The 25,536-nt window shown below is 70.0% G+C and carries 22 protein-coding genes; 10 read left to right on the forward strand and 12 right to left on the reverse strand.

Annotation, left to right across the window (positions count from 1 at the left end; all coding sequences use genetic code 11):
- Positions 1-90 precede the first annotated feature (90 nt).
- On the forward strand, positions 91-1,314 hold the full coding sequence (locus SD455_RS03635) for a cysteine desulfurase family protein (protein ID WP_311023552.1): 1,224 nt from the start codon (positions 91-93) through the stop codon (positions 1,312-1,314).
- Here SD455_RS03635 and SD455_RS03640 read toward each other — a convergent pair.
- The 9 genes from SD455_RS03640 to SD455_RS03680 all read right to left on the reverse strand — a co-directional run bounded on the left by SD455_RS03640 (position 1,271) and on the right by SD455_RS03680 (position 10,656).
- On the reverse strand, positions 1,271-1,789 hold the full coding sequence (locus SD455_RS03640) for a mycothiol transferase (protein WP_070159218.1): 519 nt from the start codon (positions 1,787-1,789) through the stop codon (positions 1,271-1,273). The genes SD455_RS03635 and SD455_RS03640 overlap by 44 nt on opposite strands.
- Positions 1,790-1,822: 33 nt before the next feature.
- Positions 1,823-2,935, reverse strand: a complete 1,113-nt coding sequence (locus SD455_RS03645) for a hypothetical protein (protein ID WP_445507274.1) — start codon at positions 2,933-2,935, stop codon at positions 1,823-1,825.
- Positions 2,932-3,315 (reverse strand): chorismate mutase, encoded by a 384-nt coding sequence (locus tag SD455_RS03650; protein ID WP_445507275.1) that lies wholly within the window; start codon positions 3,313-3,315, stop codon positions 2,932-2,934. The genes SD455_RS03645 and SD455_RS03650 overlap by 4 nt, the downstream gene beginning before the upstream one ends.
- 70 nt (positions 3,316-3,385) lie before the next feature.
- Positions 3,386-4,573: a tRNA 2-thiouridine(34) synthase MnmA gene (mnmA, locus tag SD455_RS03655; protein WP_311023558.1), complete on the reverse strand. Its 1,188-nt coding sequence runs from the start codon at positions 4,571-4,573 to the stop codon at positions 3,386-3,388.
- Positions 4,574-4,666: 93 nt separating this feature from the next.
- Entirely contained in the window at positions 4,667-5,974 is a 1,308-nt protein-coding gene (locus SD455_RS03660; RefSeq protein ID WP_070159223.1) for a DUF58 domain-containing protein, read from the reverse strand.
- Between the two features lie 55 nt (positions 5,975-6,029).
- Positions 6,030-6,980 carry an AAA family ATPase gene (locus SD455_RS03665; protein ID WP_311024416.1) on the reverse strand — a complete coding sequence of 317 codons (951 nt, stop codon included), beginning with the start codon at positions 6,978-6,980 and terminating at the stop codon, positions 6,030-6,032.
- Between the two features lie 110 nt (positions 6,981-7,090).
- Entirely contained in the window at positions 7,091-8,497 is a 1,407-nt protein-coding gene (locus SD455_RS03670) for a DUF4350 domain-containing protein (RefSeq protein ID WP_445507276.1), read from the reverse strand.
- Positions 8,494-9,204, reverse strand: a complete 711-nt coding sequence (locus tag SD455_RS03675; RefSeq protein ID WP_445507277.1) for a DUF4129 domain-containing protein — start codon at positions 9,202-9,204, stop codon at positions 8,494-8,496. The genes SD455_RS03670 and SD455_RS03675 overlap by 4 nt, the downstream gene beginning before the upstream one ends.
- A gap of 9 nt (positions 9,205-9,213) precedes the next feature.
- Positions 9,214-10,656 (reverse strand): hypothetical protein, encoded by a 1,443-nt coding sequence (locus SD455_RS03680; RefSeq protein ID WP_445507278.1) that lies wholly within the window; start codon positions 10,654-10,656, stop codon positions 9,214-9,216.
- 169 nt (positions 10,657-10,825) lie between these two features.
- On the opposite strand from SD455_RS03680, the gene mtrA reads away from it, so the two are divergent.
- The 6 genes from mtrA (at position 10,826) to secA (ending at position 19,915) form a co-directional block, all read left to right on the forward strand.
- Positions 10,826-11,515 (forward strand): MtrAB system response regulator MtrA, encoded by a 690-nt coding sequence (gene mtrA / locus SD455_RS03685; protein ID WP_070159230.1) that lies wholly within the window; start codon positions 10,826-10,828, stop codon positions 11,513-11,515.
- 69 nt (positions 11,516-11,584) lie between these two features.
- Positions 11,585-13,348, forward strand: a complete 1,764-nt coding sequence (gene mtrB, locus SD455_RS03690; protein ID WP_311023566.1) for an MtrAB system histidine kinase MtrB — start codon at positions 11,585-11,587, stop codon at positions 13,346-13,348.
- 2 nt (positions 13,349-13,350) lie between these two features.
- On the forward strand, positions 13,351-15,063 hold the full coding sequence (locus tag SD455_RS03695; protein WP_445507279.1) for an LpqB family beta-propeller domain-containing protein: 1,713 nt from the start codon (positions 13,351-13,353) through the stop codon (positions 15,061-15,063).
- A 171-nt stretch (positions 15,064-15,234) separates the two neighbouring features.
- A complete protein-coding gene (locus tag SD455_RS03700; RefSeq protein WP_445507280.1) occupies positions 15,235-16,143 on the forward strand; it encodes a ComF family protein in 909 nt (302 codons plus the stop codon).
- A 100-nt stretch (positions 16,144-16,243) separates the two neighbouring features.
- Positions 16,244-16,969: a ribosome hibernation-promoting factor, HPF/YfiA family gene (hpf, locus tag SD455_RS03705; RefSeq protein ID WP_070159321.1), complete on the forward strand. Its 726-nt coding sequence runs from the start codon at positions 16,244-16,246 to the stop codon at positions 16,967-16,969.
- 273 nt (positions 16,970-17,242) lie between these two features.
- Positions 17,243-19,915 (forward strand): preprotein translocase subunit SecA, encoded by a 2,673-nt coding sequence (gene secA, locus SD455_RS03710; protein ID WP_445507281.1) that lies wholly within the window; start codon positions 17,243-17,245, stop codon positions 19,913-19,915.
- Between the two features lie 16 nt (positions 19,916-19,931).
- On the opposite strand, the gene SD455_RS03715 is transcribed toward secA, so the two are convergent.
- Positions 19,932-20,621, reverse strand: coding sequence for an Rv3235 family protein (locus tag SD455_RS03715; protein ID WP_445507282.1), 690 nt, complete (start codon positions 20,619-20,621; stop codon positions 19,932-19,934).
- A gap of 117 nt (positions 20,622-20,738) precedes the next feature.
- Positions 20,739-21,692 carry a LysM peptidoglycan-binding domain-containing protein gene (locus SD455_RS03720; protein ID WP_445507283.1) on the reverse strand — a complete coding sequence of 318 codons (954 nt, stop codon included), beginning with the start codon at positions 21,690-21,692 and terminating at the stop codon, positions 20,739-20,741.
- A gap of 332 nt (positions 21,693-22,024) precedes the next feature.
- Here SD455_RS03720 and SD455_RS03725 point away from each other — a divergent pair, with 332 nt between their 5' ends.
- The gene (locus tag SD455_RS03725) at positions 22,025-22,588 is read left to right on the forward strand and encodes a hypothetical protein (RefSeq protein ID WP_070159243.1); all 564 of its coding nucleotides are present in this window, start codon (positions 22,025-22,027) and stop codon (positions 22,586-22,588) included.
- A 1-nt stretch (position 22,589) separates the two neighbouring features.
- On the opposite strand, the gene SD455_RS03730 is transcribed toward SD455_RS03725, so the two are convergent.
- Entirely contained in the window at positions 22,590-22,826 is a 237-nt protein-coding gene (locus SD455_RS03730) for a helix-turn-helix domain-containing protein (protein WP_070159245.1), read from the reverse strand.
- A gap of 245 nt (positions 22,827-23,071) precedes the next feature.
- Between SD455_RS03730 and SD455_RS03735 the strand changes: the two genes are divergently transcribed.
- The gene (locus SD455_RS03735) at positions 23,072-23,842 is read left to right on the forward strand and encodes a hypothetical protein (RefSeq protein WP_445507284.1); all 771 of its coding nucleotides are present in this window, start codon (positions 23,072-23,074) and stop codon (positions 23,840-23,842) included.
- A complete protein-coding gene (locus SD455_RS03740; RefSeq protein ID WP_445507285.1) occupies positions 23,839-25,506 on the forward strand; it encodes an AAA family ATPase in 1,668 nt (555 codons plus the stop codon). Before SD455_RS03735 ends, SD455_RS03740 begins: the two co-directional genes overlap by 4 nt.
- The last annotated feature ends 30 nt before the right edge of the window (positions 25,507-25,536 follow it).

The following is a 25,536-nucleotide window of genomic DNA, read 5'->3' on the forward strand; positions in this document are numbered from 1 at the left end:
CGTCGGCGGCCACGGATCAGCCCACCGCGGACATCGGCGGTGAGAGCCCTGCCAGCCCGGTCGCCGGGGAGCTCGTAGAATCAGGGGACGATGACGAGTCCTTCCCGGTACTTCGACCATGCCGCCACCACACCGGTCCGTGACACCGCAGTGCGCGTGCTCACCGAGATGATGCCCCGGCTGGCCAACCCGGCCTCGCTGCACGGGGCCGGACGCCGTGCCCGCCTGGAGGTCGACGAGGCCCGGGCCCGTCTCGCGACGACGCTCGGCGCCCACCCCAGCGAGGTGATCGTCACCTCCGGCGGCACCGAGGCGGACAACCTCGCGCTGAAGGGCCTCTGGTGGAGCCGCCGAGCGGAGGATCCCCGCCGTCGTCGGGTGCTGCTGCCCGGCATCGAGCACCATGCCGTGCTCGACACCGCCGAGTGGCTCGAGTCCCAGGAGGACGCCGAACTGGTCCTCCTGCCGGTGGGCGCTGACGGTGTGCTGGACCTCGAGGCCTCCTGCGCCCTGCTGGAGGAGCTGATCGCCGAGGAGCCGGAGTCCGTGGCGCTGGCGACCCTCATGTGGGCCAACAACGAGACCGGGGCCCTGCAGCCGGTGGCCCCGTTCGCCCGAGCCTGCGCCGCATACGGCATCCCGCTGCACTCGGACGCCGTCCAGGCCTTCGGCGGCGAGCCCGTCGGAGCGGAGCCGGTGGACTTCGCCGCCAGCGGCGCGGCGACGCTGGCGGTCAGCGCGCACAAGATCGGCGGCCCCGTGGGGATCGGCGCGCTGCTGGTGCGCCGGGACGTCCCCCTGACTCCGGTGCTGCACGGCGGGGGACAGGAACGGGACATCCGCTCCGGGACTCTGGACGCCGCCGGACTGTGCGCCTTCGCCGCCGTCGCCGAGGAGGTCGTCGCCCAGCGGGTGGAGGAGTCGGCCCGGATCGCCGCGCTGCGGGACACGCTGCTGGAGGCCGTGATCGACGTCGAGGGGGTGACCCTGCGCGGTCCGGACCCGCGCACCCACCCGGAGCGCCGCCTGCCGAACAACCTGCACCTGACCGTGGACGGCGCCGAAGGGGACTCGCTGCTGTTCATGCTGGACATGGCCGGCTTCGACACCGCCACCGGGTCTGCCTGCACCGCCGGTGTGCCGCGGCCCTCCCATGTGCTGCTGGCCATGGGGCTCAGCGAGGATCAGGCTCGCGGCGCCCAGCGCCTCACTCTGGGGCACACCACCACCGCCGACGACGTCGAGGCGCTCGCCGCCGCCCTGCCGAGAATCATCGCGCAGGCTCGGGCGGCAGGGATGGCCGCCGGGCGGTGACCACGTCACGGGTGATCTCGGCGTGGCCCAGGTGCTGACAGATCTCCTCGAAGACATGAAGCAGCACACCATGGCAGGTGACGGTCCACTGCTCGTCCCGGCCCGCAGGGAGGGCGGCGGGCGCCGCTGACCAGTCGGTGGCGGCGATGTCGTCGAGGAAGGCCTCCCGGGCCTGTGCGGCGAGCTCCAGTGCCTGGGCGGCCGGCATCTGCGTGGTGAACTCCCCGTCCCGGTCGCGGGGCACCGGCACGCCCAGGTTCACCGACGACGACCAGCGACGCATGACGCCGCAGACATGGACCAGCAGCTGCACCGCCGAGTTCGTCGAGACCTCGGGGCCCGTGTGCTCGCCGAGGTCGCGGCCGGCGTCGGCCTCCTCCAGGGACCCCACCAGCGTGACGAGCTGGTCGAACTTCTGCAGGATGAAGCGCAGGAGGATCTCGTCGCGCAGATCAGTGCTGGTGGGCGTCCTCATGTCATGCCTCCATCTGGTCATGCCGTCATCTGGTCATGCCGTCATCTGGTCGGTGAGCGCCTCGGCGGCGTTCCGGGTGCGGCTGACCAGCCGCAGGGCATCGGTCTCGCTCACCGCGGCGAGCTGGTCCCGGGCCGCGGAGGCCAGGGGCGTCACGGACAGCGCCGCCAATGACGACGACGGCATCCCCAGCGCCTGCCAGGGCTCGCTCAGCCGCCGGGCCAGGACGCTGACCTGCGGCGTCTCCTGCATCGACCGGGGGACGGAGCGCAGCAGTCCGGCATGGAACCGGGTGCCCTCTTCGACGAGCCCGGCAACCCGCTCCCAGTCGCCGGTGGTGAGGGCCGGCACGGGCAGGCCGAAGCCGTCCACCCGGGTGCCGGTGGGGGCTCGGTGGTCCTCCACATGCTCCAGCAGGGGCGCCTCGCCCAGGTCCAGCAGCACCTCGTCAGCCCCGGCGGCGCGCAGCGATTCCACGACCACGCCGATCATGCGACGGGTCTCATCCCGGGGCAGGGCGCGGATGGTCCGGTAGCCGCTGACCGTGGGCACCGAGCCGGTGCGCACCCGCTGGTGGTCAGGCTCGAGGAGCACCACCCGCAGCGCGGCAGGAGCGCAGGACCGGCGCACGTGGGCCAGGTGCTCGGCGGCTCCCGCGGCCAGCGAGTCGGCCAGATCCCGGCGGGCCCCGTGGTCCACCAGCAGCTTCTCCCCGCCCGGCAGCGCCAGCTTGGCGGCCAGGCTGACCGGTCCCAGCAGGTGCAGCACCAGCTCCGCGGGCTGGTCGTCGCCGCCGTCCTCCGCGCGCGCCCCTCGCACGTCGGCGAGAGTGTCGACGTCGGCGCGCAGCAGCTGCACGGCACGCCGATGGTCCGCCCCGGGCCGGTCCACCAGCCGCCAGCCGTAGGAGGTCAGCTCCGCAGGCAGCTCGGCCAGCATCGCGATAGCGCGTCCGCGCAGGGTGGCGTGGTGGCCGCGGGCGGGCAGCTCGGCCAGGGCCGGCAGGTGGCCGGAGAGCTCCTCCTCCAACCGCTGGGAGGAGACCAGGGACTGGTCGCCGGGCATCACGCCGTCGGCCGTGGCGAGCACCGCCTGTGGGCGTGTGTCCTCGGCCTGCTCAGCCTCGGGTCGGGTACGCCCGCTCATCGAACCTCACGGGAGCCGCCGGGGCGGGACGGGTCGGGGGTCGATTTGGAGGCGGAGATCGCCTGATGGTGGCGGATGACCTCCTCGATGATGAAATTGAGGAACTTCTCCGCGAACTCCGGGTCCAGCTGGGCGTCTTCGGCGAGGCGCTTGAGCCGGGCGATCTGGTTTCGCTCGCGGGCCGGATCCGCCGGGGGCAGCTGATGACGGGCCTTGAGCACCCCCACCCGCTGGGTGGCCTTGAACCGTTCGGCCAGCAGATACACGAGCGTGGCGTCGATGTTGTCGATGCTGGCGCGCATCGCCAACAGATCCTCCAGGACCTCCGGGTCCACGTGCTGGGCGGCGTCGCCGGCGCGCTGATCAGGGCTCGAAGTCATGGTTCCAGCTTACGTCGATCCGGCGGCGCCCACGGTCGGGATCTGCCCTCAGACACGCCGGAGAACCGCCTCAGGCGCCGACGGCGGGCTGGTAGTTCTTCGACCGGGCGGTGTCGATCGTCGCCTGGCCCAGCACCCGCGTGCCCTGGTACATCACGGCGGTCTGTCCCGGAGCGACGCCGCGCAGCGGCTCCTCCAGCTCGACCACCAGCCGTTCCACGCTGTTCCCGCCTGCGTCGCTGTCCAGGCCGTCGCTGTCGGGTGAGCCGACGGCGTCGTCGGCCCTCTGGACCCGCGCTCGGGCCGGGACGGGGTCAGCGTGGGCCCGGATCTGCAGATCCACCGGGAACCAGTCACCGGTCTCGGCCTCCGGCACGGCGGGGCCGGCCCAGGAGAGTCGGATGCCGGTGAGCCGGTCGATCTCCAGCAGCTCCTGGGGGCCGGCCACCACCGTGTTGTCCTTCGGCCGGATCTCCAGCACGAACCGGGGCTTGCCGTCGGGGGCGGGGCGGCCGAGCTTCAGCCCGCGCCGCTGACCCACGGTGTAGGCCTGGGAGCCCTCATGTTCGCCGATCTGCTCACCGGCCGGATCGAGGATGGGGCCGTTCTGCAGGTCGATCTGCTCGGCCAGCCAGCCGCGGGTGTCGCCGTCGGGGATGAAGCAGATGTCATGGGAGTCCGGTTTCTTCGCCACGGAGAGGCCACGCTCGGCGGCCTCGGCGCGCACCAGCTCCTTCGACGGGGTGTCGCCGAGCGGGAACAGACAGTGCGCCAGCTGCTGGGTGGTCAGTACGCCCAGCACATAGGACTGGTCCTTGGTCCAGGTGGCGGCCCGGTGCAGCTCCCGGGTACCGTCGGGGCGGTCGACGATCGAGGCGTAGTGGCCGGTGGCCACGGCGTCGAAGCCCAGCGCGATCGCCTTGTCCAGCAGCGCTTCGAACTTGATCTTCTCATTGCAACGCATGCACGGATTGGGGGTCCGACCGGCCGCGTACTCGGCGATGAAGTCGTCCACCACGTCGGTCTTGAAGCGCTCGGAGAAGTCCCAGACGTAGAACGGGATGCCGAGCTTCTCGCAGGCGCGCCACGCGTCGGAGGAGTCCTCGATCGTGCAGCAGCCGCGGGAGCCTGTGCGCAGGGTCCCTGGCATGCGGGAGAGGGCAAGATGGACGCCGACCACCTCGTGGCCGGCGTCGACGGCGCGGGCGGCCGCCACGGCCGAGTCCACGCCTCCGGACATCGCAGCAAGTACCTTCATGACGCCTTCCAGGGTCTCACAGCCGCCCGGTGCGCTCCCAGTCCGGAGGAGCAGGGGCGGTGAGGGTCCGCTGAGGTGGGGCGGACATAAGGCTCACAGCCGACCGGTGGCCTTGAGCCGGATGTAGGTGTCGGCCAGCTGAGGCGGCAGCTCATGCGGAGTCGCGTCCACGACCTCCACCCCCATCGAGACCAGCTGCGCCTTCTTCGCCTCTCGCTCGATGATCTCCCGTTCGGCGGCAGCCGCGCGGTACACCTCGGTGGCGGTGGCCCGTTCCACCGTCCTCCGGTCCAGGTCGGGATCGCGCACTGCGGCCAACAGCACCAGATGCTTGGCCGTCAGGGCCGGCAGCACCGGCAGAAGCCCTTCCTCCAGGGAGCCGGACTCCAACGAGGTCAGCACCACCACCAGGGCGCGCTGGGAGCTGATGGCCTCCACATGCGAGGGCAGCTGGGAGAAGTCCGCCTCCACCAGCTCCGGGTCCATGGTGGCCATCGCGTTGACCATCTGGTGCAGGAAGTCACCCGACGACGACGAGCGGGCGCGCGCCACGATGCCGCGGTCGAAACCGATGAAGTCCACCCGGTCTCCGGCCCCGGCGGCGAGCACCCCGAGCAGCAGGGAGGCCTCCATGCCCGTGTCGAGCCGCGGCTCGTCGTCGATGCGGGCTGCGGACGTGCGGGAGGAGTCGAGACACAGGATGACCCGCCGGTCACGTTCGGGGCGCCACGTGCGCACCACCAGATTGTGCCCGGCGCCGGTGCGCCGACGGGCGGTGGCGCGCCAGTCGATGGAGCGGACGTCGTCACCTCGCACGTAGTCCCGCAGCGAGTCGAACTCGGTGCCGGCCCCGCGGATCTGCACCGCGGTCTGGCCGTCGAGCTCACGCAGCCTCTGCAGCTTCGACGGCAGGTGCTTGCGGGACCGGAACGGAGGCAGCACCCGCTGCAGGTGCCTGGAACGGTGCACCACCTGCCGGCCGGCGAGCCCCAGCGGGCCCAGGGAACGGACCGCCAGCGTGCTGCTCACCAGGTCGCCGCGGCGGCTCGGGCGCAGCGGGACGCTGACCCGCCGCAGTCCGCCCGGCGGGATGTCCACGGGGGTCACCGGTCGCAGCGACCCGGCCGAGGGCTGCCAGCCGTCCTTCACGGAGCCGCGCAGCCGCCGGCGGCCGCTGTGATGGAGCACCGATTCCGCCGTCGTCGTGCGGCTCAGCCGGACCGCCGCGCCGGGGACCCTCTCCACCCGGACCTGCCGCGGGGAGCCGGCCAGCATCATGTCGACGACGACCAGCCCCACCAGCAGCGTCAGGCAGGTCCACCATGCCCAGGCCACGGGGAGCGCGACGACCACGACGCTCAGCGCCAGAGCGACGTACAGCAGGCGGCGGGTCAGCACCATGGAGGGATCCTCACATCAGGTGGTCGGAGGGAGAAGGGCACAGGGCGGCGAGGGCTCAGCGGGGCACCGGCACGGTGGCGAGGATGCCCTGCAGCACATCGTCGACGCGGACTCCGTCCATGGAAGCCTCCGGGCGCAGCGAGACGCGGTGCCGCAGGCAGGGCAGCGCCAGCGCCTTGACATCGTCGGGAGTGACGAAGTCCCGCCCGGAGAGCCAGGCCCACGCCTTCGCGGAGTTCATCAGCGCGGTCGCTCCGCGCGGGGAGACCCCCAGCTGGAAGCTGGGCGCCTGGCGGGTGGCCCGGGCGATGTCCACGATGTAGGCGATCACCTCAGGAGCCAGGGACACGGCCCAGACTTCCCGGCGGGCGGCCCTGACGTCCTCCTCGGAGGCGACCGGACGCACCCCCGCGTCGGCCAGGTCGGAGGGGTTGAAGCCGGCCGCGTGGCGGCGGATGACCTCGATCTCTTCGCCGCGCTGCGGCAGCTCGAGGGTGATCTTCAGCAGGAAGCGGTCCAGCTGCGCCTCCGGCAGCGGGTACGTGCCTTCGTACTCCACTGGGTTCTGCGTGGCGGCCACCAGGAAGGGGTCCGGCAGAGGGCGTCCGATCCCGTCCACCGAGACCTGCCGTTCCTCCATGGCCTCCAGGAGGGAGGCCTGTGTCTTCGGCGGAGTGCGGTTGATCTCGTCGGCCAGCATCAGGTTGGTGAAGACCGGCCCCTCCCGGAAGGTGAAGTCACCGGTGGCCGAGTCGTAGACCAGCGAGCCGGTGACGTCTCCGGGCATCAGGTCCGGGGTGAACTGGACCCGGGCCGTGTTCAGAGACAGCGACGCCGACATCGCCCGGACCAGCAGCGTCTTGGCCACGCCGGGCACTCCTTCGAGCAGCACATGGCCGCGCACCAGAAGCCCGATGAGCACACCGGTGACCGCCCCGTCCTGGCCCACCACGGCCTTGGCGACCTCGTGCCGCACCTGGTGGAAACGGTCGCGGAGCGTATCCATGGCGCCGACCCCGGAGTTGGCCGCTGCGGCCGGGTGCGGGGTGGAGCCCTGGGGAGCAGGGGCCTGGGGAGCGGGGGCCTGTGGCGGAGTCTGGTCGGACTGGTGTGGGATCACGGTGCTTCTTCCCTCGGCGTGGTCGGCGGTGTGGGGTCTTCGTGTGGTGTCGGGCCGTCGTGTGATGCTGCGGCATCCTGCGGGGCGGGCGGCGTCTGCGACGGACGGAGGATCTGACGCGGCCCATGGCCGAGCCGGATCCGGACCTCGTCCTCCAGGGCGGCCAGCCCCTGGGCATATCTCACCATGGCGGTGTTGCCGCTGACGGCAGCGGCGTCCACGGTGCGGGCGATCTCCTGCTCGCTCCGTCCGGTCTGGGCCGCGACGGCGCCGATCACCTGCTGCTCCGGAGTGCCCGGGCCGAGTCGCAGGAGTCGGGCCAGGCGCAGCAGATGCGCGGAGCGCAGCGTCCGTGAGGCCTCCGTGGAGGCGTCCGCCTGCTGGTAGAGCCGGCCTCGCCCTTCGGCGGACTCGGAGGCGGGGACCTCCACGGGCAGCGGCTCCACCACCACCGGGCCGTGGCGGCGTCCGGCCACGAGGATGAGCAGCAGCGCGCAGACGAACAGCCACCAGGTGAGCATGTCCACCCAGTCCGGCATGAAGTCCCAGGGGGAGGCCCATTCGTCGGCGGACAGCGTGTCCACGCCGGACGGGGTGTACCAGATCAGATCGGACTGCTCGCCGAACAGGCCGAGGGCCAGCGCCGCGTTCCCCTCGGAGGTGATGTGGCGGTTGGTGAAGGCATCGGGAGCACCGAAGACCAGGCCGGCGTCGGTGGCCGCGAGCACGCGACCGACGTCGTCCTGCGTGGGGTCGGGCCGCCCCAGGAAGCACCCCGCCTTGACGTCGTACAGCTGGCCCGGGGCGCGTATCGTCTCCGCGCGCTGAGCCGCGGGCACCGTGCAGTCTTCCCCGGCGTCGAGCACCTCGGGCACGTCCGTCGTGGAGGAGTGCGGGATCGCCCGGGCGGGGGCCAACCCGCCGAGCGCCTCCTCGCGGGTGGCGGCCGACGGGGTGATCCACACTCGGGGCCGATCCTGGGAACGGAGATCGCGGGTCAGGGAGCGGCTGGCCTCCCAGCGGTCCTCGTGGACGACGATCGAGGCCTCGGGCATGTCCTCCAGCAGAGCGCGCGCGCTCTCTGCTGTGGAGGCAGGATGGATCTCCACTCCCTGGTCCTGGAGGACCGCGGCGATCGCGGCATAGCCGTCCAGCTCGGTGTTGTTCAGCCCGTAACGTTCCTGGTCCTCCACGGACAGCAGCTGGACCACGACGGAGAACAGCACCCCGATGATGACGAGCAGGAGCCAGAACTGCCAGCGACGCAGGGTCGAGCGCAGCGCGGCGGACAGGTTTCGCACCGTGGGCGGCCGGGTCTGGGACTCACGGGGCGCGGCGTCGTCCGGCGCCGGGAGGACGGGGGAGGACGGGGCTCCGGACCGCTGCGGGATCGGTGCGGTCATCGTGGCGCCACCACCTGAGGCGCTGCCGGGGACTGGGATGTCTGGGGCTCGGCCGCAGCGAGCGTGGCGTCGAGCCCACTCAGGTCCTCACAGTCCTGGGCGGTCAGTGAGCGGCCGCCATAGCGGGAGAGGTTGAACAGCTCGGCGGCGGTTCCGATCCGCGGCCCATGGGAGGGAAAGACAGCGGTGAGCTCACGGGCCGCCTCCGTGGCGGTGCGTCCCATGAGCTCCGTGAGGATCTCTCGCTCCTCGGCAGCCCGGACCACCGCACGGTACAGGTCCCGGAAGCACTCGTCGGTGCGGCCGGCCCGTCGGTGTTCCTCGGCCCGAGCGCGCAGCTCGTCGCTGCTGATGCCCGGTTCGATCGTCAGCGCCTCGTCGGCGCCGCCGGTCCGCTGCAGCCGCGGTCGGACGAGCAGGATGATGAGCACGATCGCCGCGATGAGCAGCACCATGATGATGAGCGGACCATAGGGGATGTCGACGCCGCCGATGGAGCCCATGCGGTCACTGAGCCACGCGAGGAAGTCCTCGATCGCCTGTCGCACCGGCCCGGTGAACTCCCTCTGGTACGTCGGGTCCGCGAGCTCGCGCTCCAGCAGTTCCCGCCCCTCATCGGGGCTGGGCACCAGGGGCGTGGAGGCGCTCAGCGGCGACGGCACCGGACCAGGCAGGTCCGTCGGAGGAGTGATGGCGACCAGGAGCATGGGCGGGATTCACCTCGGCTGCCCGAAGTCCGGGCCCTGCCCGTCACGGCCGGAGTCGTCGGACCCGGGCTGGCCGCGGGGGTCCTGGGGCGGCCTGCCGTAAGGGTCCCCGCCCGAGGGATCCTGCTCGTGCGGGTTCTGTCCGTCGGGGTTCTGTCCATATGGGTTCTGTCCATAAGGGCTCTGTCCATACGGGTTCTGCCGGTAGGGGTTCTGCCCGTAGGGATTCTGGCCAGCAGGCGCCTGGCCGGAGGGGTCCTGGCCATAAGGGTTCTGCCCGTACGGAGACTGGCCATACGGAGACTGGCCATACGGGTTCTGCCCGTACGGGTTCGGACCGGGGCGCGGCTGGCCGAAGGGCCCCTGTCCGTAGCCCGCCCACCCCGGCTGCGGCGCTCCCCACGGGGGCCCCGAGGTCACGGTCGGCTCGCCCAGATGCTCTAATGAGGCAGGGATCACCGTGCCGTCGTCGGAGGCGCCCTCGGCGGCGGCCAGCAGGGTGACGTCCGCGGACTCCTGGTGGATCCTGCAGTTCAGATACATCACCGAGACCAGAGCACCAGCCAGGCCGAGGAAGATCGCGCTGACCGCGGAATCGAAGAAGGAGGCGAGCACGAAGAGCACCGTCGAGGCACCGGTGCCTCCCTCCGGAGAGGTCATCGCCATCTCTCCGCCGATGCCGGCGACGATGCCCATCGGCAGGGAGGCCACCAGGGTCATCACGACCAGGAGCAGATAGATCAGAGCCACCGTGCCGATGTTGATCCACCACCGGCCGCGGTTCAGCCGCCAGGAGCGAGCGATCGCCGCCAGAGGGCCCCGACGTTCCACCAGGACCACCAGGGGGGCGTACATGAGTCCCGCCGTGAGCCAGGCCGCCAGGAGCAGCAGGCCGGGGAACGCCACGATCAGACCGAACCCGATGGTGACGACGGCGGTGATCACCGTCGTGGCGATGACCGCCAGACCGACCACGAAGAGCAGGACGTTCATGACCACGATGTGCAGCAGCAGCCAGCCGATCCTGTCAGCGCGCAGGCGCAGTACCTCCATGAAACCCGTCCGATAGCCGTAGGCGGCGCGGAGGGTCGGGATCACCATCAGTGCGAAGGCCACCGTGAGCACGAGGTACTGGACCACGGAGATCGCCATCATCCCGCTCCAGAACCCCATGCTGGAGAACAGCGAGAACAGCAGCTCCTCGTCCTCGAAGGCCATGGGGTCATACATCAGTCGCATGAATCCGCCCATGGGCATCGTGGCGTACATCACCAGAGAGAGCAGGAAGCTGATCATGCCGGCCGCGAACGGCACGCCGACCACAGCCTTGGGGGAGTGTCTGATCATCGAGAACCCGCCGCCGAGGACCTCGCCGAGGGTCATGCGACGGATCGGGAAGACTGCCCCTGGCCGGGCGGACGTCGGCTCCTCGGTGCTCCACTGTGCGGTCATGGGTCCCCTTGCGATCACATCTGCGGACTAGGCTGAGACTTTCACCCTATAGCCCGGGCCCCTCGGCTGACACCCCTATGACATGCATGGCGGTCGGTCGTGAGGGCCCCGTCATATATCCTGGCGGGACGGACCGTGCGCGGGCTGGACGAGAGGAACAGGAGAGCTGATGAAAGCCAGGATTCTGGTCGTCGACGACGATGAGGCGCTGGCCGAGATGATCGGCATCGTGCTGCGCAACGACGGCTTCGAACCCACCTTCTGCACCACAGGAGATGCCGCCCTCGACGAGTTCCGCAGCACCAAGCCCGACGTCGTGCTGCTGGACCTCATGCTCCCCGGCAAGGACGGCATCGAAGTGTGCCGCGAGATCCGCGACGAGGCCGACACCCCGATCATCATGCTCACCGCGAAGTCGGACACCGCCGACGTCGTGCGGGGCCTTGAGGCCGGTGCCGACGACTACGTGCCCAAGCCCTTCAAGCCGGCCGAGCTCGTGGCACGGGTCCGGGCTCGGCTGCGCCCGGCTGAGACGCAGACTCGGCCCGACAGCGAACAGCTGAGCATCGGCGACCTCACCATCGATGTGGCCGGTCATGAGGTGCGCCGCGGCGAGACGCGGATCTCGCTGACCCCGCTGGAGTTCGACCTGCTCACCGCCTTGGCCAAGAAGCCCTGGCAGGTGTGGAATCGGGAGATGCTCCTCGAGGAGGTATGGGGCTACCGGCACCAGGCCGACACCCGCCTGGTCAACGTGCACGTCCAACGCCTGCGCTCCAAGATCGAGAAGGACCCCGAGCACCCGGAGATCGTCCAGACCGTCCGGGGCGTGGGATACAAGGCCGGCGGACAGGGGTAGGACATCACCGAGGACGAGAGCCGCGCCTCCGCCTCCCGAGCAGTAGCGTCCACGACCGGATCCATCCCGGTGATCCGGCAGGCCCGCACCGAGGCGCCGACGACGGCGGAGACACCGGAGGTCCGGGAGAGGGAGCCCGCTGCCGGGCTGTTCCGCCGTGCCGGTCGACGTCTGGCCCGCATCCCGCGGCTGTGGGGACGCTCGCTGCTGTTCCGCGCCGTGGCCTTCACGGGCCTGCTGACCATGCTCGGCACGGGCCTGGTGGCGGCCTTCCTGGCGCAGCAGGTGACCACGGGTCTGTTCCAGGAGCGCTTCGACCAGGTGGAGCTCGAAGCCGCCAACGGCATGCAGCGGATCCGCAATGAGTTCAGCTCGGCCTCCACCGCCGACCGCAGCGAGGCCGACCGTCTGGTGGAGTCCACCCTCTCGGAGCAGGAGGACACCGGCTCCCAGGTGCGGCGCTACGTGTACCTGCTCCCGTTGGACGACGAGTCCGACACCCGTGCGGTGGCCGGTCGGATCCCCATCGGCGACGAGGTCGCCGCTGAAGAGGTGGTGTCCCAGGAGCTGCGCGACGCCGTGGCCGGCGGCACCGGCCAGTACTGGCAGTCCGTAGGCTTCACCCGGGATGGAGTGGAGGTGCCCGGAGTCATCTTCGGCACTCAGGTCACGCTGCCCTCCGGGGACATCATGGGCCTGTACTTCCTCTACGACTTCTCCACCGTCCAGGACACCTTGGCCTTCCTGACCAGGATCATGCTGCTGGCCGGACTGGCGCTGCTGGTGCTCAACATGGCGGTGGCGGCCTGGGTCACCCGCTCCGTCGTCTCACCGATCTCGCAGGCCGCCGAAGTCTCCGAACGTATCGCTGCGGGCCAGCTCGACCAGCGGTTGGCCGTGCGTGGAGAGGACGAGATCGCCCGGCTGGGCATCTCGTTCAACCGGATGGCCTCGAACCTGCAGGAGCAGATCACCCAGCTGGCGAACCTGTCCAAGATGCAGCAGCGATTCGTCTCCGACGTCTCCCATGAGCTCCGCACACCCCTGACCACGGTGCGCATGGCGGCTGAGGTCCTGCACGAGTCGCGGGAGGACTTCGACCCTGTCAACCAGCGTTCCGCGGAGCTGCTCTATCACCAGGTCGAGCGTTTCCAAGCGATGCTCTCGGACCTGCTGGAGATGTCGCGCTTCGACGCCGGCGCGGCCGAGCTCGCCCTCGCCGATGTGGACCTGCGCAGCCTCGCCGAGGACGCCCTGACTGCGGCCCTGCCGCTGGCAGACCAGTCCCGGACGCAGCTGTCGATCGTGGTCCAGGGGGAGGACTTCGTCGTGGAGGCGGATCCGCGGCGCATCGACAGGATCCTGCGGAACCTGATCAACAACGCCATCGAGCATTCTGAGGCGCGGCCGGTGGACCTGGTGATCGCCTCCTCGCCGACTGCCGTCGGGGTCGCCGTGCGGGACCACGGGATCGGCATGAGCCCGTCGGAGGTGGCGCATGTCTTCGACCGGTTCTGGCGTGCGGACCCTGCGAGGGCCCGCACCACCGGCGGCTCCGGGCTCGGCCTGTCCATCGCCACGGAGGACACCCGACTGCACCAGGGCGCGCTCGACGCGTGGGGCCAGAAGGGGCAGGGCTCCTGCTTCCGGCTGGTCCTGCCCCGGAGGCTGGGGGAGCCGTACCGTGCCTCGCCGCTGGCGCTGCCGCCGGTCTATCGGTCCTCCGACCGCCGAAGCATCGCCACCCCCGTGGACGGCACACCCGTCACCGGGGAGGTCGACCATGACCGGATCGCCGAACAGTCGCTGCTCGAGCCGAAGGAGGGGAGCTGAGGATGAGCCGTCGCCTGGCCGCTCTGATCGCCGCCCTGGCCGGGGCCGCCCTGGTGGCCTCCGGCTGCACGCCCATGGTGCCCACCGACGGGCCGGTGGGCACCTCCGAGCTCGACGTCGGCGGAGACCCCGCCTATTCCATCCAGGCGGCCTCTCCGGTGGAGGGCATGGATCCGGAAGAGATCGTGCTGGGCTTCATCAACGCCGGAGTGGAGCCGACCAACCAGTACGAGGTCGCCCGGGAGTACATGACCGACGAGGCAGGAGCCCGATGGAGCTCGGGCGCACGCACCTTGGTCTACTCGGGGGACCCCAATGTGCTCTCCATGGGTGATGACAGCTACTCGGTGCAGATGGAGGTGGAGTCTGCGGTGGACGAGACCGGGATCCTCACCCAGTTCCCGGAGGGGCAGACCCAGACCGAGGAGTTCGAACTGGAGCAGGTCGACGGCGAGTGGCGCATCGCCGATGCGCCCGAGGGCACGATGGTGACCTCCGGATCGTTCCCCACGGTGTACGAGTCCCATACCCTCTACTTCTATGATCCGCAGCAGCGGTACGCCGTGCCGGACATCCGCTGGTTCCGCAGCAGCCGCACAGGCGTCCCCACAGAGATCGTCAGTGCGCTGCTCGACGGCCCGGCCACGTATCTGGAGCCCGCGGTGACGTCGGCCTTCTCCGACGGCACGGAGCTGCAGAGGCCCACGGTCCCCGTGGAGGACGGCACAGCCGTGGTGGACCTGGACGCCGAGCACCTGCGCGGAGCGACGGCCCAGGAGAGGCTCCTGATGAAGCATCAGCTGGAGATGGTGCTCCTCGACCTGCCCACGGTGCGGGAGGTGGAGATCATCTCCGGCCAGACCGAGTACGAGATGCCGGAGCAGCCCACCGACACGTTGGACATCGAACGGGACCCCAGCGTCAGCAACACCCAGGTCGGAGTCCTCGACGACACCCTGGTCCGCGTGCAGGATCTGCAGACCCTGTCGATCGGCAGCCTGCCGGACATCTCGGAGCTGGAGCCGCAGAAGCCCGCCGTGCCCGCCCAGGCGGAGGAGATCTTCGCCTTCCTGGACGGTGAGGGGGAGCGCCTCTACCATCTGCGGCCGCACCGTGACCCGGACCTCGTGCTCACCGGAGAGAACCTCACCCGGCCCTCCATGGACAACTTCGGATGGACCTGGACGACCTCCCGGGACGATGACGGCTCCCACGTCCACGTGGCCGCCTATGACGAGACGCTCTCCCAGTCGACGCTGGAGGTCAGCGCCGACTGGTTGGAGGCGCTCGACGTCGAGGCTCTGAGAGTCTCGCAGGACGGTGCGCGCGCCGTGGTCGTGGCCGACGACGGCGGCGAGTCCGGGCTCTACCTGGCCGGCGTGGTCCGCGACTCCTCCGGGACGCCGCGCGGGCTGGGAGAGCCCATCGCGCTGCAGACCACCACGCCCCCGGACGATGTGCGGTGGCTCGAGTCGGACGCTCTGGTGGCCTGGGCGAACTCGGAGGACTCGGCGGAGACCGCCGAACGGGTGAACCTCAACGGTTCCAGTCAGGCGATGGGCAGCCCGTTGCTGGGACTGCAGAACATCTCGGCCGGTGAAGGGGTGCGCACGGTCTTCGCCGAGCGGGTGGACGCCCCGTACAACTCCCGCAGCGGAGACAGCTGGGACATCAACGAGCAGGTGGAGGTCCGGGACTACGCCTTCCCCGGATGACGGATCCTGCGCTCCGGCCCCGTGTGCTGCGGCCCCGGTCGGGTGCGCTCGTCGTCTGCCGCGTGGCACGCTCCTCCCCAGCGGCGGTCGGCCCGGCGAGGACACGCCAGACTCTTCACAGTCCATGGCAGGAGGCTCCTGCCGGTGACCGCGGTCGGGGAGGATGCCGGCATGGGTGCCCACCGTTCCTCACGGCCCACGGGCTGGACGTCCTCGCTGCGCCGCGCGGCACGTGAGCTGGCCGGTGTCCTGTCTCCGGTCTGGTGCGCCGGATGCGGCCGGGAGGATACGGTGCTGTGCCGCGACTGTGCTCAGCTGCTGGCCGAGAGGACGAGTTCGCCGTTTCGGGCGGAGGACCAGGCCTTGGCGCTGCCGCTGGTGCCCTCGTCGGCGGCGGAGGACGACGGGATGGGTGTGCTGCCCGTGGTCGCCGCCGCATCGTACGACGGCGTCGTCGCCCGCGCGATCCTGGCGTTCAAGGACCACGAGGTGGTCGGCCTGTCGCGCCTGCTGGCGCCGGCGCTGCGCGCCGCCGTCGAGACTGTGGGCGAACCTCAGAGGGCACGGGACGGCGAGGGCCATCCGGGGTGGGACGCGGGGCTCCAGGGGCGGGTGCAGCAGGCTGGGCCGTTGCTGGTCACACCTCCGCCGACGCCGGCGTCCCTGCTGCGCCGCAGCCACCGGCCTGTCGATCATCTGCTGCGCGCCGTCGGGCTGAGGCCCACCGGCGGACTGGTGACGGTGACGCCCTCCGCGGCGCTGCGCTCGCTGCTGCCAGGCGGCCGCCAGAAGACCCGCGGATCGGTGGCTCGACGACGGGCCCTGCGCGGCACGCTGCGGGTGACGGCCGCCGGACGCCGCAGGCTGCCCGGAGCGAGGGTGCTCCTCGTCGACGACGTGCTCACGACCGGGGCCACCCTGCATGAGCTGCATCGCGTGCTCCGCGAGGTCGGCGCGGATGTCTCCGGGGCCGCGGTGGTGGCCGCCGCGCGTCGGGACAGGAGCGCCGGGGGAGGGCCTGCTCGGAAGCCCTCGGAGAGTTCCGGATTCCCCCGTGACGAATGGAGCGATTCGTCCTAGGGTGGAGTATGGGTATCTTCACGATGGGTCCCATCGCAACGGCGACGGGACGAGTGTCCTGGTCGGCCGCTGTGCTGTCATCGGAAACGAGGAGGACACCATGACCCTTCAGGTCAGCTACACCGGACGGAACATCCAGATCCCCTCCGCCTTCAAGGAGCACGTCGAGGACAAGCTCGACAAGATCGAGCAGCTCGCGGACAAGGGCCATCGCCTGGAAGTGAAAGTCGCCTCCGAGAACTCCCACCGTCGCGCCGACACGGCGCTGACCGTCGAGATGACCGTCATCGGTCGAGGCAAGGTGGTGCGCTCGGAAGCCCAGGCCGAGGACAAGTTCGCAGCGTTCGAGATCGCACTCAACAAGCTGACCGAGCGTCTCCGGCGCGCCAGGGACCGGAAGAAGTCCCGCGCTCACAACGCCTCCCGCAACGGAGCCCCCGACGTCGCCACCGCGATGTCCGGACTCGAACCTGTCCCCACCGACCGGCCCCTCTATCAGCAGGTGCTGGACGCGGCCGCCGCGGACGACCAGCCGCCGGGCGAGGATGATGGGGACAGCGCGCCGATCAAGATCCGGCGCAAGGTGTTTCCTGCCGAGCCGATGAGCGTCGATGCCGCCGTCGACGCGATGGAGCTGGTGGGACACGACTTCTACCTGTACGTCGACGCCGAGACGGGACAGCCCTCGGCGGTGTACCGACGTCGTGGGTGGACCTACGGCGTCATCTCGCTCGATGCCGAGCACTCGACGGACACGCCGATCACGGAGGAGCGGAGCTACCGGCCAGAGAACGGCACCTCCCCTCGGAAGGTGGGGGTGGCCTGAACGGAGGACCCCTCGGCCGACCTTGACGGGCCGGACCGGAGAAGGTCACCGTCGACAGTGACGCAATGATCAGGACGACGGGGTCCGGGCGAGACGCCCGGGCCCCGTCGACCTGCCGGGGCTCGAGAGCCCCGGCGACCGTGCTGGGAGTCTTTAGGCGCAGTCCAGCCTCAGCGCGTAGACTGACACGCGGCTCCGTGCAGGTGGTCCCCGACACATGGGAGCGCCAGTGGATGAGCCGAGCACCGATACACACCTGATGGAGAACCGGCCGTGCCTACTCTGCTCGAACGAATCCTCAAGACCGGGGACAAGAAGATCCTCAAGACGCTGCGCGCCTACGCGGACGCCGTCAACCTCTTGGAGGATGAGTTCAAGGAGCTGTCCGACGCCGAGCTGCGCGCCGAGACGGACCGTTATCGTGAGCGCCACCAGGACGGCGAGTCGCTGAACTCTCTGCTGCCGGAGGCCTTCGCCGCCGTCCGTGAGGCGTCGCAGCGCACCCTGGGGCAGCGCCATTACGACGTCCAGCTCATGGGAGGCGCCGCGCTGCACCTGGGCAACATCGCAGAGATGGGAACCGGTGAGGGCAAGACGCTGGTGGCGACTCTGCCTGCCTATCTGAACGCGCTGACCGGCAAGGGCGTGCATGTCGTCACGGTCAACGACTACCTGGCGAAGTACCAGTCGGACCTGATGGGCCGCGTCTTCCGCTTCCTGGGCATGACCACCGGAACCATCACCAACGATCTCCGGCCGGCTCAGCGGCGTGAGGCCTACGCCGCAGACATCACCTACGGCACGAACAATGAGTTCGGCTTCGACTTCCTGCGTGACAACATGGCTCAGTCCCTGGACGATCTGGTCCAGCGGGAGCATCACTACGCGATCATCGACGAGATCGACTCGATCCTGATCGACGAGGCCCGCACGCCGCTGATCATCTCCGGCGCGGCCTCCGGCGACATCTCCCGGTGGTACACCGACTTCGCGACTCTGGTGAAGAAGCTCCACAAGGACGAGGACTACGAGGTCGACGAGAAGAAGCGCACCGTCGGCGTGCTGGAGCCCGGAATCGACAAGGTCGAGGACTATCTGGGCATCGAGAACCTCTACGAGACCCAGAACACCACCCTCATCCAGTACCTGAACAACGCGATCCGCGCCAAGGAGCTCTACAAGCGGGACACCGACTATGTGGTCGTGAAGAACGAGGTCCACATCGTCGACGAGCACACCGGCCGCATGCTCAAGGGCCGCCGCTACAACGAAGGGCTGCACCAGGCCATCGAGGCCAAGGAGGGTGTGCGGATCAAGGCGGAGAACCAGACCCGCGCCACCGTCACGCTGCAGAACTACTTCCGTGGCTACGAGAAGATCTCCGGCATGACCGGCACCGCGGAGACCGAGGCCGCCGAGTTCATGTCCACCTACGGGCTCGGCGTCGTCCCGATCCCGCCGAACAAGCCGCGACAGCGCGTGGACCACAATGACCTGGTCTACAAGAACGAGGTCGTGAAGTTCGACGCGGTGCTGAAGGACATCATCGAGCGGCACGAGAAGGGCCAGCCTGTCCTGGTCGGCACGGAGTCCGTGGAGAAGTCTGAATACCTCTCCAAGCTCCTGGCGAAGGCCGGCATCCGGCATGAGGTCCTCAACGCGAAGAACCATGAGCGGGAGGCGGCGATCGTGGCCCAGGCGGGTCGCAAGGGTGCGGTCACCGTGGCCACCAACATGGCCGGCCGAGGCACGGACATCATGCTCGGCGGCAATGCCGAGTTCAACGCGGTCCATGCGATGGAGAAGCTGGGCCTGGATCCGGTGGAGGACGCCGAGGAGTACGAGGCCACGTGGGACGAGGTCTTCACCGCGGCCAAGGAGGAGGCGGAGACGGAGGGCGACGAGGTCCGCGAGCTCGGCGGCCTCTACGTGCTGGGCACGGAGCGTCACCAGTCCCGCCGTATCGACAACCAGCTCCGCGGCCGGTCCGGCCGTCAGGGCGACCCCGGCGAGTCCCGGTTCTACATCTCCCTGACCGATGACCTCATGCGCCTGTTCAACCAGGCAGCAGCTCAGCGGATCATGAACTCGAAGGCCATGGACGAGCAGATCCCGGTGGAGCACAAGTTCGTCTCCGGTGCGATCGCCAATGCCCAGCAGCAGCGTGAGGGTCAGAACACCGAGATCCGCAAGAACGTGCTCAAGTACGACGACGTCATGAACCGTCAGCGTGAGGCGATCTACTCCGACCGCCGTCGCATCCTGGAGGGCGACGACGTCCACGAGAAGGTCCAGCACTTCATCGAGGATGCGATCGGTCTGATGATCGACGAGAAGACCACGGCCAACTCTTCGGAGGACTGGGATCTCGAGGGCCTGTGGGAGGAGCTGGAGTCGCTCTACCCGATCTCGCTGACGGTGGAGGACATCGTCGAGGAGGCCGGCGGGATCGATCAGATCACCGTGAAGATGCTCAAGCGGGAGGTCGTCTCTGACGCGAAGATCGCCTACGAGAACAAGGAGGAGGAGCTCGGGGAGGACGCCATGCGCCAGCTCGAGCGTCGTGTCTTGCTCTCGGTGATCGACGAGAAGTGGCAGGAGCATCTCTACGAGATGGACTACCTGAAGTCCGGAATCGGTCTCCGCTCGATGGCTCAGCGCGACCCCCTGGTGGAGTATCAGCGCGAGGGCTATCTGCTGTTCCAGACGATGGCCGACTCGATCCGTGAGGACTCGGTCCGTTACCTGTTCAACGCCGAGGTGACCTCTTCGGCCGCGAAGACCCAGGCGACGAAGCTGCCGGGTGTCAAGGACGGGCGCGTGGCCGCCGCAGGCAAAGAGGTCAGCGTTCCGGGTCTGAAGGAGGAACCGGGCCGGGTGAAGCTGAACTTCACCGCGCCGACGGAGACGGGCGGAAAGCAGACGGAGCCCCGCAGCGCCAGCTGATCAGCCTGCCAGCTGATTAGCCCAGCTCCAGGGCCACGACCCGCCACCGGCCTCGGTGCGCCTCGAGCCGCATCGCGCAGGCCCGGGTCCGGGATTCGCCGGCGAAGACCACCGCGACCTCCCACACGCCTCGGGAGACGCCGCAGCACCGGAGTCGCTTCAGGCTGAGCGGGCCCCGTGCGGCCGCGACTGCGTCGTCAGCGGTGTCGACTCGCCGAGCGTGCGCGAGAAGCTCTGCGCGTTCGCGCACCTTGTCGAAGACCCCTGGGTCCAGCCAGCGCTCCAGCTGCTGGACGGGGCGCTGTCCGGCCAGCGTCTCCATGGTCGCCTGGCAGACCAGGCGCGCGACTGCGGTCACCTGGCGCCGTTCTTCGCGGAGTGTGGCCAGTTCTGTAGGACGTCGGCCGTCCGTGTCCTCGGCGCCGGCCGCAGAGAGCGCGTCGGCGGCCTCTCGTCGGCGGAGCAGACGCTGGACCTGCTCCTCACGCTGCAGTCGGAACGTGTTGAGGCGACGCAGCGGCGTTCCGGGCCATCGGGCCTCAGGATCATCCCTCACCGTGGCGTCGAGTCGCAGCAGGGGTTCTGCCGGCCCGGGCTCTGCGGGACGCTGACGGCGCGCGAGCCTGGATCTCAGGTGAGGGGCGGTGCCGGATGCCTGCTCCGGGACGGTGGTCTCAGGGTGCTGCTCGGACAGGGTCGCAGTCATAGTCAGGTCCTCTCTGGTGATGCGGCTCGGGCGGTCGAAGGCTCCGAGCTCGTGTCGTCTGCGTCATCGATCGGGTTCAGCCCCGCCTCCGGGAGTAGATCTGTTCCCGCGGTCCGCTCAGGCGGGGCCGTCGTCATCCGGCGGCGTGAGCACGGCGCCAGGCAGGAGGCTGTGCGGATCCTCACCGATGATCTCCCGGTTGGCCTCGTGCCACTGCGGCCAGGCCTCGGCGATCTCCCATTCGGTGGCCTGCGGCCCCAGATGGTCGGCGGCGATGCTCCACAAGGTGTCGCCGGCACGGACGGTGACCTCCTGGGCGGCCCGTTCGCGAGTCTCCACACCCTGGTGACGGTCGTTCTCCGGACCAGGGGCGTCCGGGGTGAACAGTGGACTCACGACGTCCTCCTCCTGTGTCGTCTCGTGCTCGGTGGTGTGCGCGTCGGGCCTGTCGTCCGTCAGGTCTCCGCCGGACCCGGGATCTCCTGAGTCGCCTGGAGCGTTCTGGCGGTCTGAGGCTGCCGAGCGCGTCTCATCCAGCGGCGTCTGTCCGTCCGAGCTTCCTCGTGCGTCGTCATGGATCGGTCCGGACTCGGGTCCTCCGGTTTCCTGCGGAGCGGAGGCCACGGGTGTCTGGTCGGTCGGCTGATGATGCAGGTGGGTCGCCACGGCCGCGCCGCCGACGGCGAGCTGGGCGGTCAGAGCCACCACGAGACTGCGTCGCATGAAGCCCGGGGAGAGTCGTTCCAACAGCGCCCGGGCGGGGCCGCCCTCGCCGCGACCCAGCCGGCTGAGGGCCACCAGCAGCGCTGTGGCCAGCACGGCGATCAGTGAGGCCACGCTCAGGAGCAGCCCCACGGCCGCGGCGCCCAGTCCCACGACTCGCTCGACGTCCCGCAGGCCGGCGTCGAGTCGTGGAAGGTTCTCCATCATGATCGTCGGGGCCTGGGGCGTGAGCATGGACGCGAGGGGAACCCCGAGGATGGCCGCACCGCTGATCAGCAGGACCGGGCCGAGCGCCACGGTGAGCAGCGTGAGGACCATGTCCTGCAGGCGGTCGCTCCGTGCGGGCACCTCCAGCCCGGCGTCGCGCCGGATCGTCCGTGTGCGGGTGGGCCGGGTGCGGCGGGCAGAGCTGCGGGTCGGTTCACGCCGTGCAGCCCGCCCCCGTGGATCGGGTCGGTGAAGATCTCGTCGTCGTAGAGGCGTCGCCGTGCTCATGGGCCTTCCTGATCCCTTCTGCTCATCCACATCTCCTCATCGCCGTCTGGAGGACATGACCCAGAGTGTAATCAGATGATGCGATTTGATGTGGTTTGGTGGTCTTGAATGTTACACGGGACAGGCCGATTCGGATAGTGTGGTCCCGCAACGACAAGGGCGGTGGGGCCTGAGGAGGGGATCACATGCGATGGGACGCGCTGTTCGCCGACCTCGAGAGCCAGTGGGCGGGGGAGGCCGCAGCTGAGTTGGGCCGGGACATCGCGGAGTTCACACGTCATGAGACGGCCTCGGTGGACCTCGGAGATCGTCTCCGGGCGGCCCTCGGGGAGACGGTGGCCGTGACATTGCCCGGAGGGCGCGTGGTGGAGCTGAGCTTAGGAGCCGTGGGCGAGGAGTGGATCGCCGGAGCCGAGGGGCATCATGGCGTGGTGATCCCCCGGGTGGCAGTCCAGGCGATCGACGGTCTGCCTCGGCGGGCGGAGCGTGAGCGCAGCTCGGTGCGTCGACGTCTGGGGATGGCTGCGGTGCTTCGACGGCTGGCGCGCGATCGCCTCGTCGTGGAGATCCGAGGCACAGCGGGTGAGGTACTCGTCCACGGGCTGCTGCTCAGCGTGGGTCGGGACCACTGCGAGGTCGCCCTCACCATCGCGGGTGAGGTGCCTCGGCTTCGTGGAGCCCGCGGGCTGCGGACCGTGCCGTTTGCTGCGATGTCGGAGATTCGGGCGGAGGGCCGACCCCCGGTCTGATTCAGGCGGAGGACTCCGAGTCGGCGCGGGTCGTGCGTCGGCGCTGCTGACGCGCCTGGCGCTGGGCCTCGTACTGGCGCTCGATGTACTCATCGAGCTTGGCCTCCTCGACCCGCCACTGACCGCGGCCTCCGACCTGGATGGCCTCGAGGTCTCCGCTGCGCACGAGGCTGCGGGCCTGGTCCATGGAGATGTTCAGAATCTCGGCCACGTCGGGGAGGGTGAGGAAGCGACGCATCGGTCTCCTTCACTCGAACGGCGTCACGGACAGTCGGGACAGGCCTGTCGGCCGCGTCCCGATGAGGTGATTCTCTCACAGACGGTGGGCTTCGATGGGATTCGTCCACAGTTGATGCGGATATCCACAGCTTGTCATGCGCAGCCCGGCGGTGATGGTGGATTCGGTACGCTGAAGGCGAGGCGATGCCATGTCGACGGCATCTCGCATCCACTCGCACGGAACGGATTTCGAGGGGCACATCCATGACCTCAGAGAAACAGCACCCAGACGCCGCGCCGCGCTCCGCGGCAGAGGCTGCGGATCGGCTGAGACGGCCCAGCTGGAAGGACCCGCGGCTCATCGTGGGGGTCCTCCTGGTGGTGGTCTCGATGGCGGGCGTCGTGGCGCTGGTCGGCTCCCAGGATCGCACCGCCCCGGTGTACGCGGCTGACCGCACGATCTCGGTCGGCGAACCGGTCTCGGCTGAGGACCTCCGTGTTGTGGACGTGCGACTGGACGACGTCTCGGGTCAGTACCTGAGCGCTGACCGGGAGCCTCCTGCGGATCTGCAGTTCGTCTCCGTGGTGGAGGAGGGGGAGCTGGTGCCCGCGCGAGCGGTCGACGCGGTCGACCCTCTGGGACGGCAGGCGGTCACGTTGGAGATCGAGGACACTCTCGCCCGTGCGGTCGAGCCGGGTCGGGCGGTGGACCTGTGGGCCACGACCCCCGGCGCGATCGGCGAGGACGCCGGTGCCCGCGTGGACCAGGTGGTCGCCGGGGCCGAGGTCTCCGCGGTGACAGAGTCCAGCTCGACCTTCGGCGCCCAGTCGGCGGTCACGGTGGAGCTGCTGGTGGCCCCCGACGACCTTCCCGAGGTGCTCGCTGCGCGGAGCTCGGCGGCGGCTCTGTCCCTCGTGCCCGCGGGCGCAGCCCCGGCGGCCGCCGACCATGAGGGCGAATCGGCCCCCGACGGCGAGTCCACGGAGGGCGAGGACGCCGATGAGGATGAGGGCGGCGAGGAGGAGGCGCCATGAGGCGCTGCTCGGTCATCACCGCCGGTCACCTTCAGCGGGATCACATCGCCGCCGTCGAGGGACTCCATGGTCCGGTGACTATCGATCGGCGGTGCGCAGACCTCGCAGAGCTGGTGGCCGCCGCACGGACAGGAAAGGCCGATGCGGTTCTGATCATCGGGGAGACCGAGACCATCACGGGAAGCCTGCTGACGGAGTTCACCGAGCCGGGGCTGGTCGTGGTGGCGGTGTCCGACGTCTCCGAGGAACGTGCCCGACTGCGGGCTCTGGGAATCGTGGCGCTGCCTGACACCGTGGACGCGAAGACGCTCACCGACGCGCTGCGGGGACTGCCGGTCCCCGAGCAGTCGGCCGATGAGGATCTCCTGGGCGCTCCAGCGGCGGTGGGGAAGGAGCTCGATGACGTCCCCGTCGACCCGGCGGACGTACAGGCTGCTGCAGTGCACCACTCCGGTGCGGAGTCGGAGGCGCCTCCGGGGCGCACACAGGAGGGTGAGGGCGCTCCTGGAGGGCAGCACCCGCTGGACGCAGAGCTGGCCGAACTGCTCAGCGCGGCCGAGACGACCCGGAGCCGGCGCGAGGCCGCCTCGGCGGAGCCCACACAGGAGGAGCCCACACAGGAGGAGCACACACAGGAGGAGCACACACCGGACGACAGGCCCCTGGCGGCAGCCGGAACCGGTTCCGCACGGGACGACGATGCCGTACGCGCAGCTGGTGCCGCCCGGCGGGGCACCACCGGGCGGGACGACGCCGGACCGCAGAATGCGGACCTGCGGGCAGCCGCCGAGGAGGACGCCGGAGAGGAGGACTCCGGTGCCGCGCTGCGACGTCCGGGGATCACGACCGTCTGGGGAGCTCCGGGCAGTCCGGGCCGCACCACCGTGGCGGTCAATCTGGCCGCAGAGCTGGCTCTGACCGGCGCCCGTGTGCTGCTGATCGATGCTGACACCGTCGCATCCTCGGCCGCCACGCATCTGGGCCTTCTCGAGGAGTCGGCAGGGCTGGCGCAGGCCTGCCGCCAGGCGGACCTCGGGCGGCTCGATGCGGCACGGCTGCGGCGGGCCCTGACCGTGGTGGACATCTGCGGCTACCGGCTCCACCTGCTCACCGGACTCCCGCGCGCCGATCGGTGGCCCGAACTGCGGGGCGGGGCCCTGCGCCAGGTCCTGCAGCGGGCGGCCCGTGACTTCTCCCACGTGGTGGTCGACGTCGCCGCACCCACGGAGCACGACGAGGAGCTGACCTTCGACACCCGCGCCCCGCAGCGGCACGCGGCCACGATCACCGCCGTGGAGGAGGCGGACACGCTGCTGGCGGTCGGAGGGCCGGATCCCGTCTCCTTCCCGCGCCTCGTCAAGGCGCTGGACGACCTGCGGCTCAACCTGCCGCAGGCCCCTGAGCCTCAGGTGCTGATCAACCAGATTCGGCGCGAGGCGGTCGGCCGCGCCCCCGAGGACCAGCTGCGTGAGGCTTGGGACCGGTTCGGGTCCGGCGAGGCGCTGGAGACCTTCCTGCCCTGGGACCGTGCAGCCTGCGATGACGCCCTGCTCACCGGCCGTGTCCTGGCGGAGTCGGCTCCCCAGTCGGCCCTGCGCCACGCGATCGCGGACCTGGCCGGGGCGACCCTTCCGACGCGCCGGAGGCGCCTGCTGAGGCGGTAGGCTGGGTGCGGGCGGTCGGACACCGTGGTC

Source organism: Nesterenkonia sp. K-15-9-6 (assembly GCF_052656005.1).

What these genes read in the sequence shown, in the direction of transcription:
- SD455_RS03650 (WP_445507275.1), bottom strand. Translation starts at nt 3,315, where the DNA reads ATGACTTCGAGCCCTGATCAGCGCGCCGGCGACGCCGCCCAGCACGTG.
- SD455_RS03725 (WP_070159243.1), top strand. Translation starts at nt 22,025, where the DNA reads ATGCGATGGGACGCGCTGTTCGCCGACCTCGAGAGCCAGTGGGCGGGG.
- hpf (WP_070159321.1), top strand. Translation starts at nt 16,244, where the DNA reads ATGACCCTTCAGGTCAGCTACACCGGACGGAACATCCAGATCCCCTCC.
- SD455_RS03640 (WP_070159218.1), bottom strand. Translation starts at nt 1,789, where the DNA reads ATGAGGACGCCCACCAGCACTGATCTGCGCGACGAGATCCTCCTGCGC.
- SD455_RS03675 (WP_445507277.1), bottom strand. Translation starts at nt 9,204, where the DNA reads ATGCTCCTGGTCGCCATCACTCCTCCGACGGACCTGCCTGGTCCGGTG.
- SD455_RS03670 (WP_445507276.1), bottom strand. Translation starts at nt 8,497, where the DNA reads ATGACCGCACCGATCCCGCAGCGGTCCGGAGCCCCGTCCTCCCCCGTC.
- mtrA (WP_070159230.1), top strand. Translation starts at nt 10,826, where the DNA reads ATGAAAGCCAGGATTCTGGTCGTCGACGACGATGAGGCGCTGGCCGAG.
- SD455_RS03645 (WP_445507274.1), bottom strand. Translation starts at nt 2,935, where the DNA reads ATGAGCGGGCGTACCCGACCCGAGGCTGAGCAGGCCGAGGACACACGC.
- SD455_RS03695 (WP_445507279.1), top strand. Translation starts at nt 13,351, where the DNA reads ATGAGCCGTCGCCTGGCCGCTCTGATCGCCGCCCTGGCCGGGGCCGCC.
- SD455_RS03665 (WP_311024416.1), bottom strand. Translation starts at nt 6,980, where the DNA reads ATGGATACGCTCCGCGACCGTTTCCACCAGGTGCGGCACGAGGTCGCC.
- SD455_RS03635 (WP_311023552.1), top strand. Translation starts at nt 91, where the DNA reads ATGACGAGTCCTTCCCGGTACTTCGACCATGCCGCCACCACACCGGTC.
- SD455_RS03700 (WP_445507280.1), top strand. Translation starts at nt 15,235, where the DNA reads ATGGGTGCCCACCGTTCCTCACGGCCCACGGGCTGGACGTCCTCGCTG.
- mnmA (WP_311023558.1), bottom strand. Translation starts at nt 4,573, where the DNA reads ATGAAGGTACTTGCTGCGATGTCCGGAGGCGTGGACTCGGCCGTGGCG.
- SD455_RS03740 (WP_445507285.1), top strand. Translation starts at nt 23,839, where the DNA reads ATGAGGCGCTGCTCGGTCATCACCGCCGGTCACCTTCAGCGGGATCAC.
- SD455_RS03730 (WP_070159245.1), bottom strand. Translation starts at nt 22,826, where the DNA reads ATGCGTCGCTTCCTCACCCTCCCCGACGTGGCCGAGATTCTGAACATC.
- SD455_RS03660 (WP_070159223.1), bottom strand. Translation starts at nt 5,974, where the DNA reads ATGGTGCTGACCCGCCGCCTGCTGTACGTCGCTCTGGCGCTGAGCGTC.
- SD455_RS03680 (WP_445507278.1), bottom strand. Translation starts at nt 10,656, where the DNA reads ATGACCGCACAGTGGAGCACCGAGGAGCCGACGTCCGCCCGGCCAGGG.
- SD455_RS03735 (WP_445507284.1), top strand. Translation starts at nt 23,072, where the DNA reads ATGACCTCAGAGAAACAGCACCCAGACGCCGCGCCGCGCTCCGCGGCA.
- SD455_RS03715 (WP_445507282.1), bottom strand. Translation starts at nt 20,621, where the DNA reads ATGACTGCGACCCTGTCCGAGCAGCACCCTGAGACCACCGTCCCGGAG.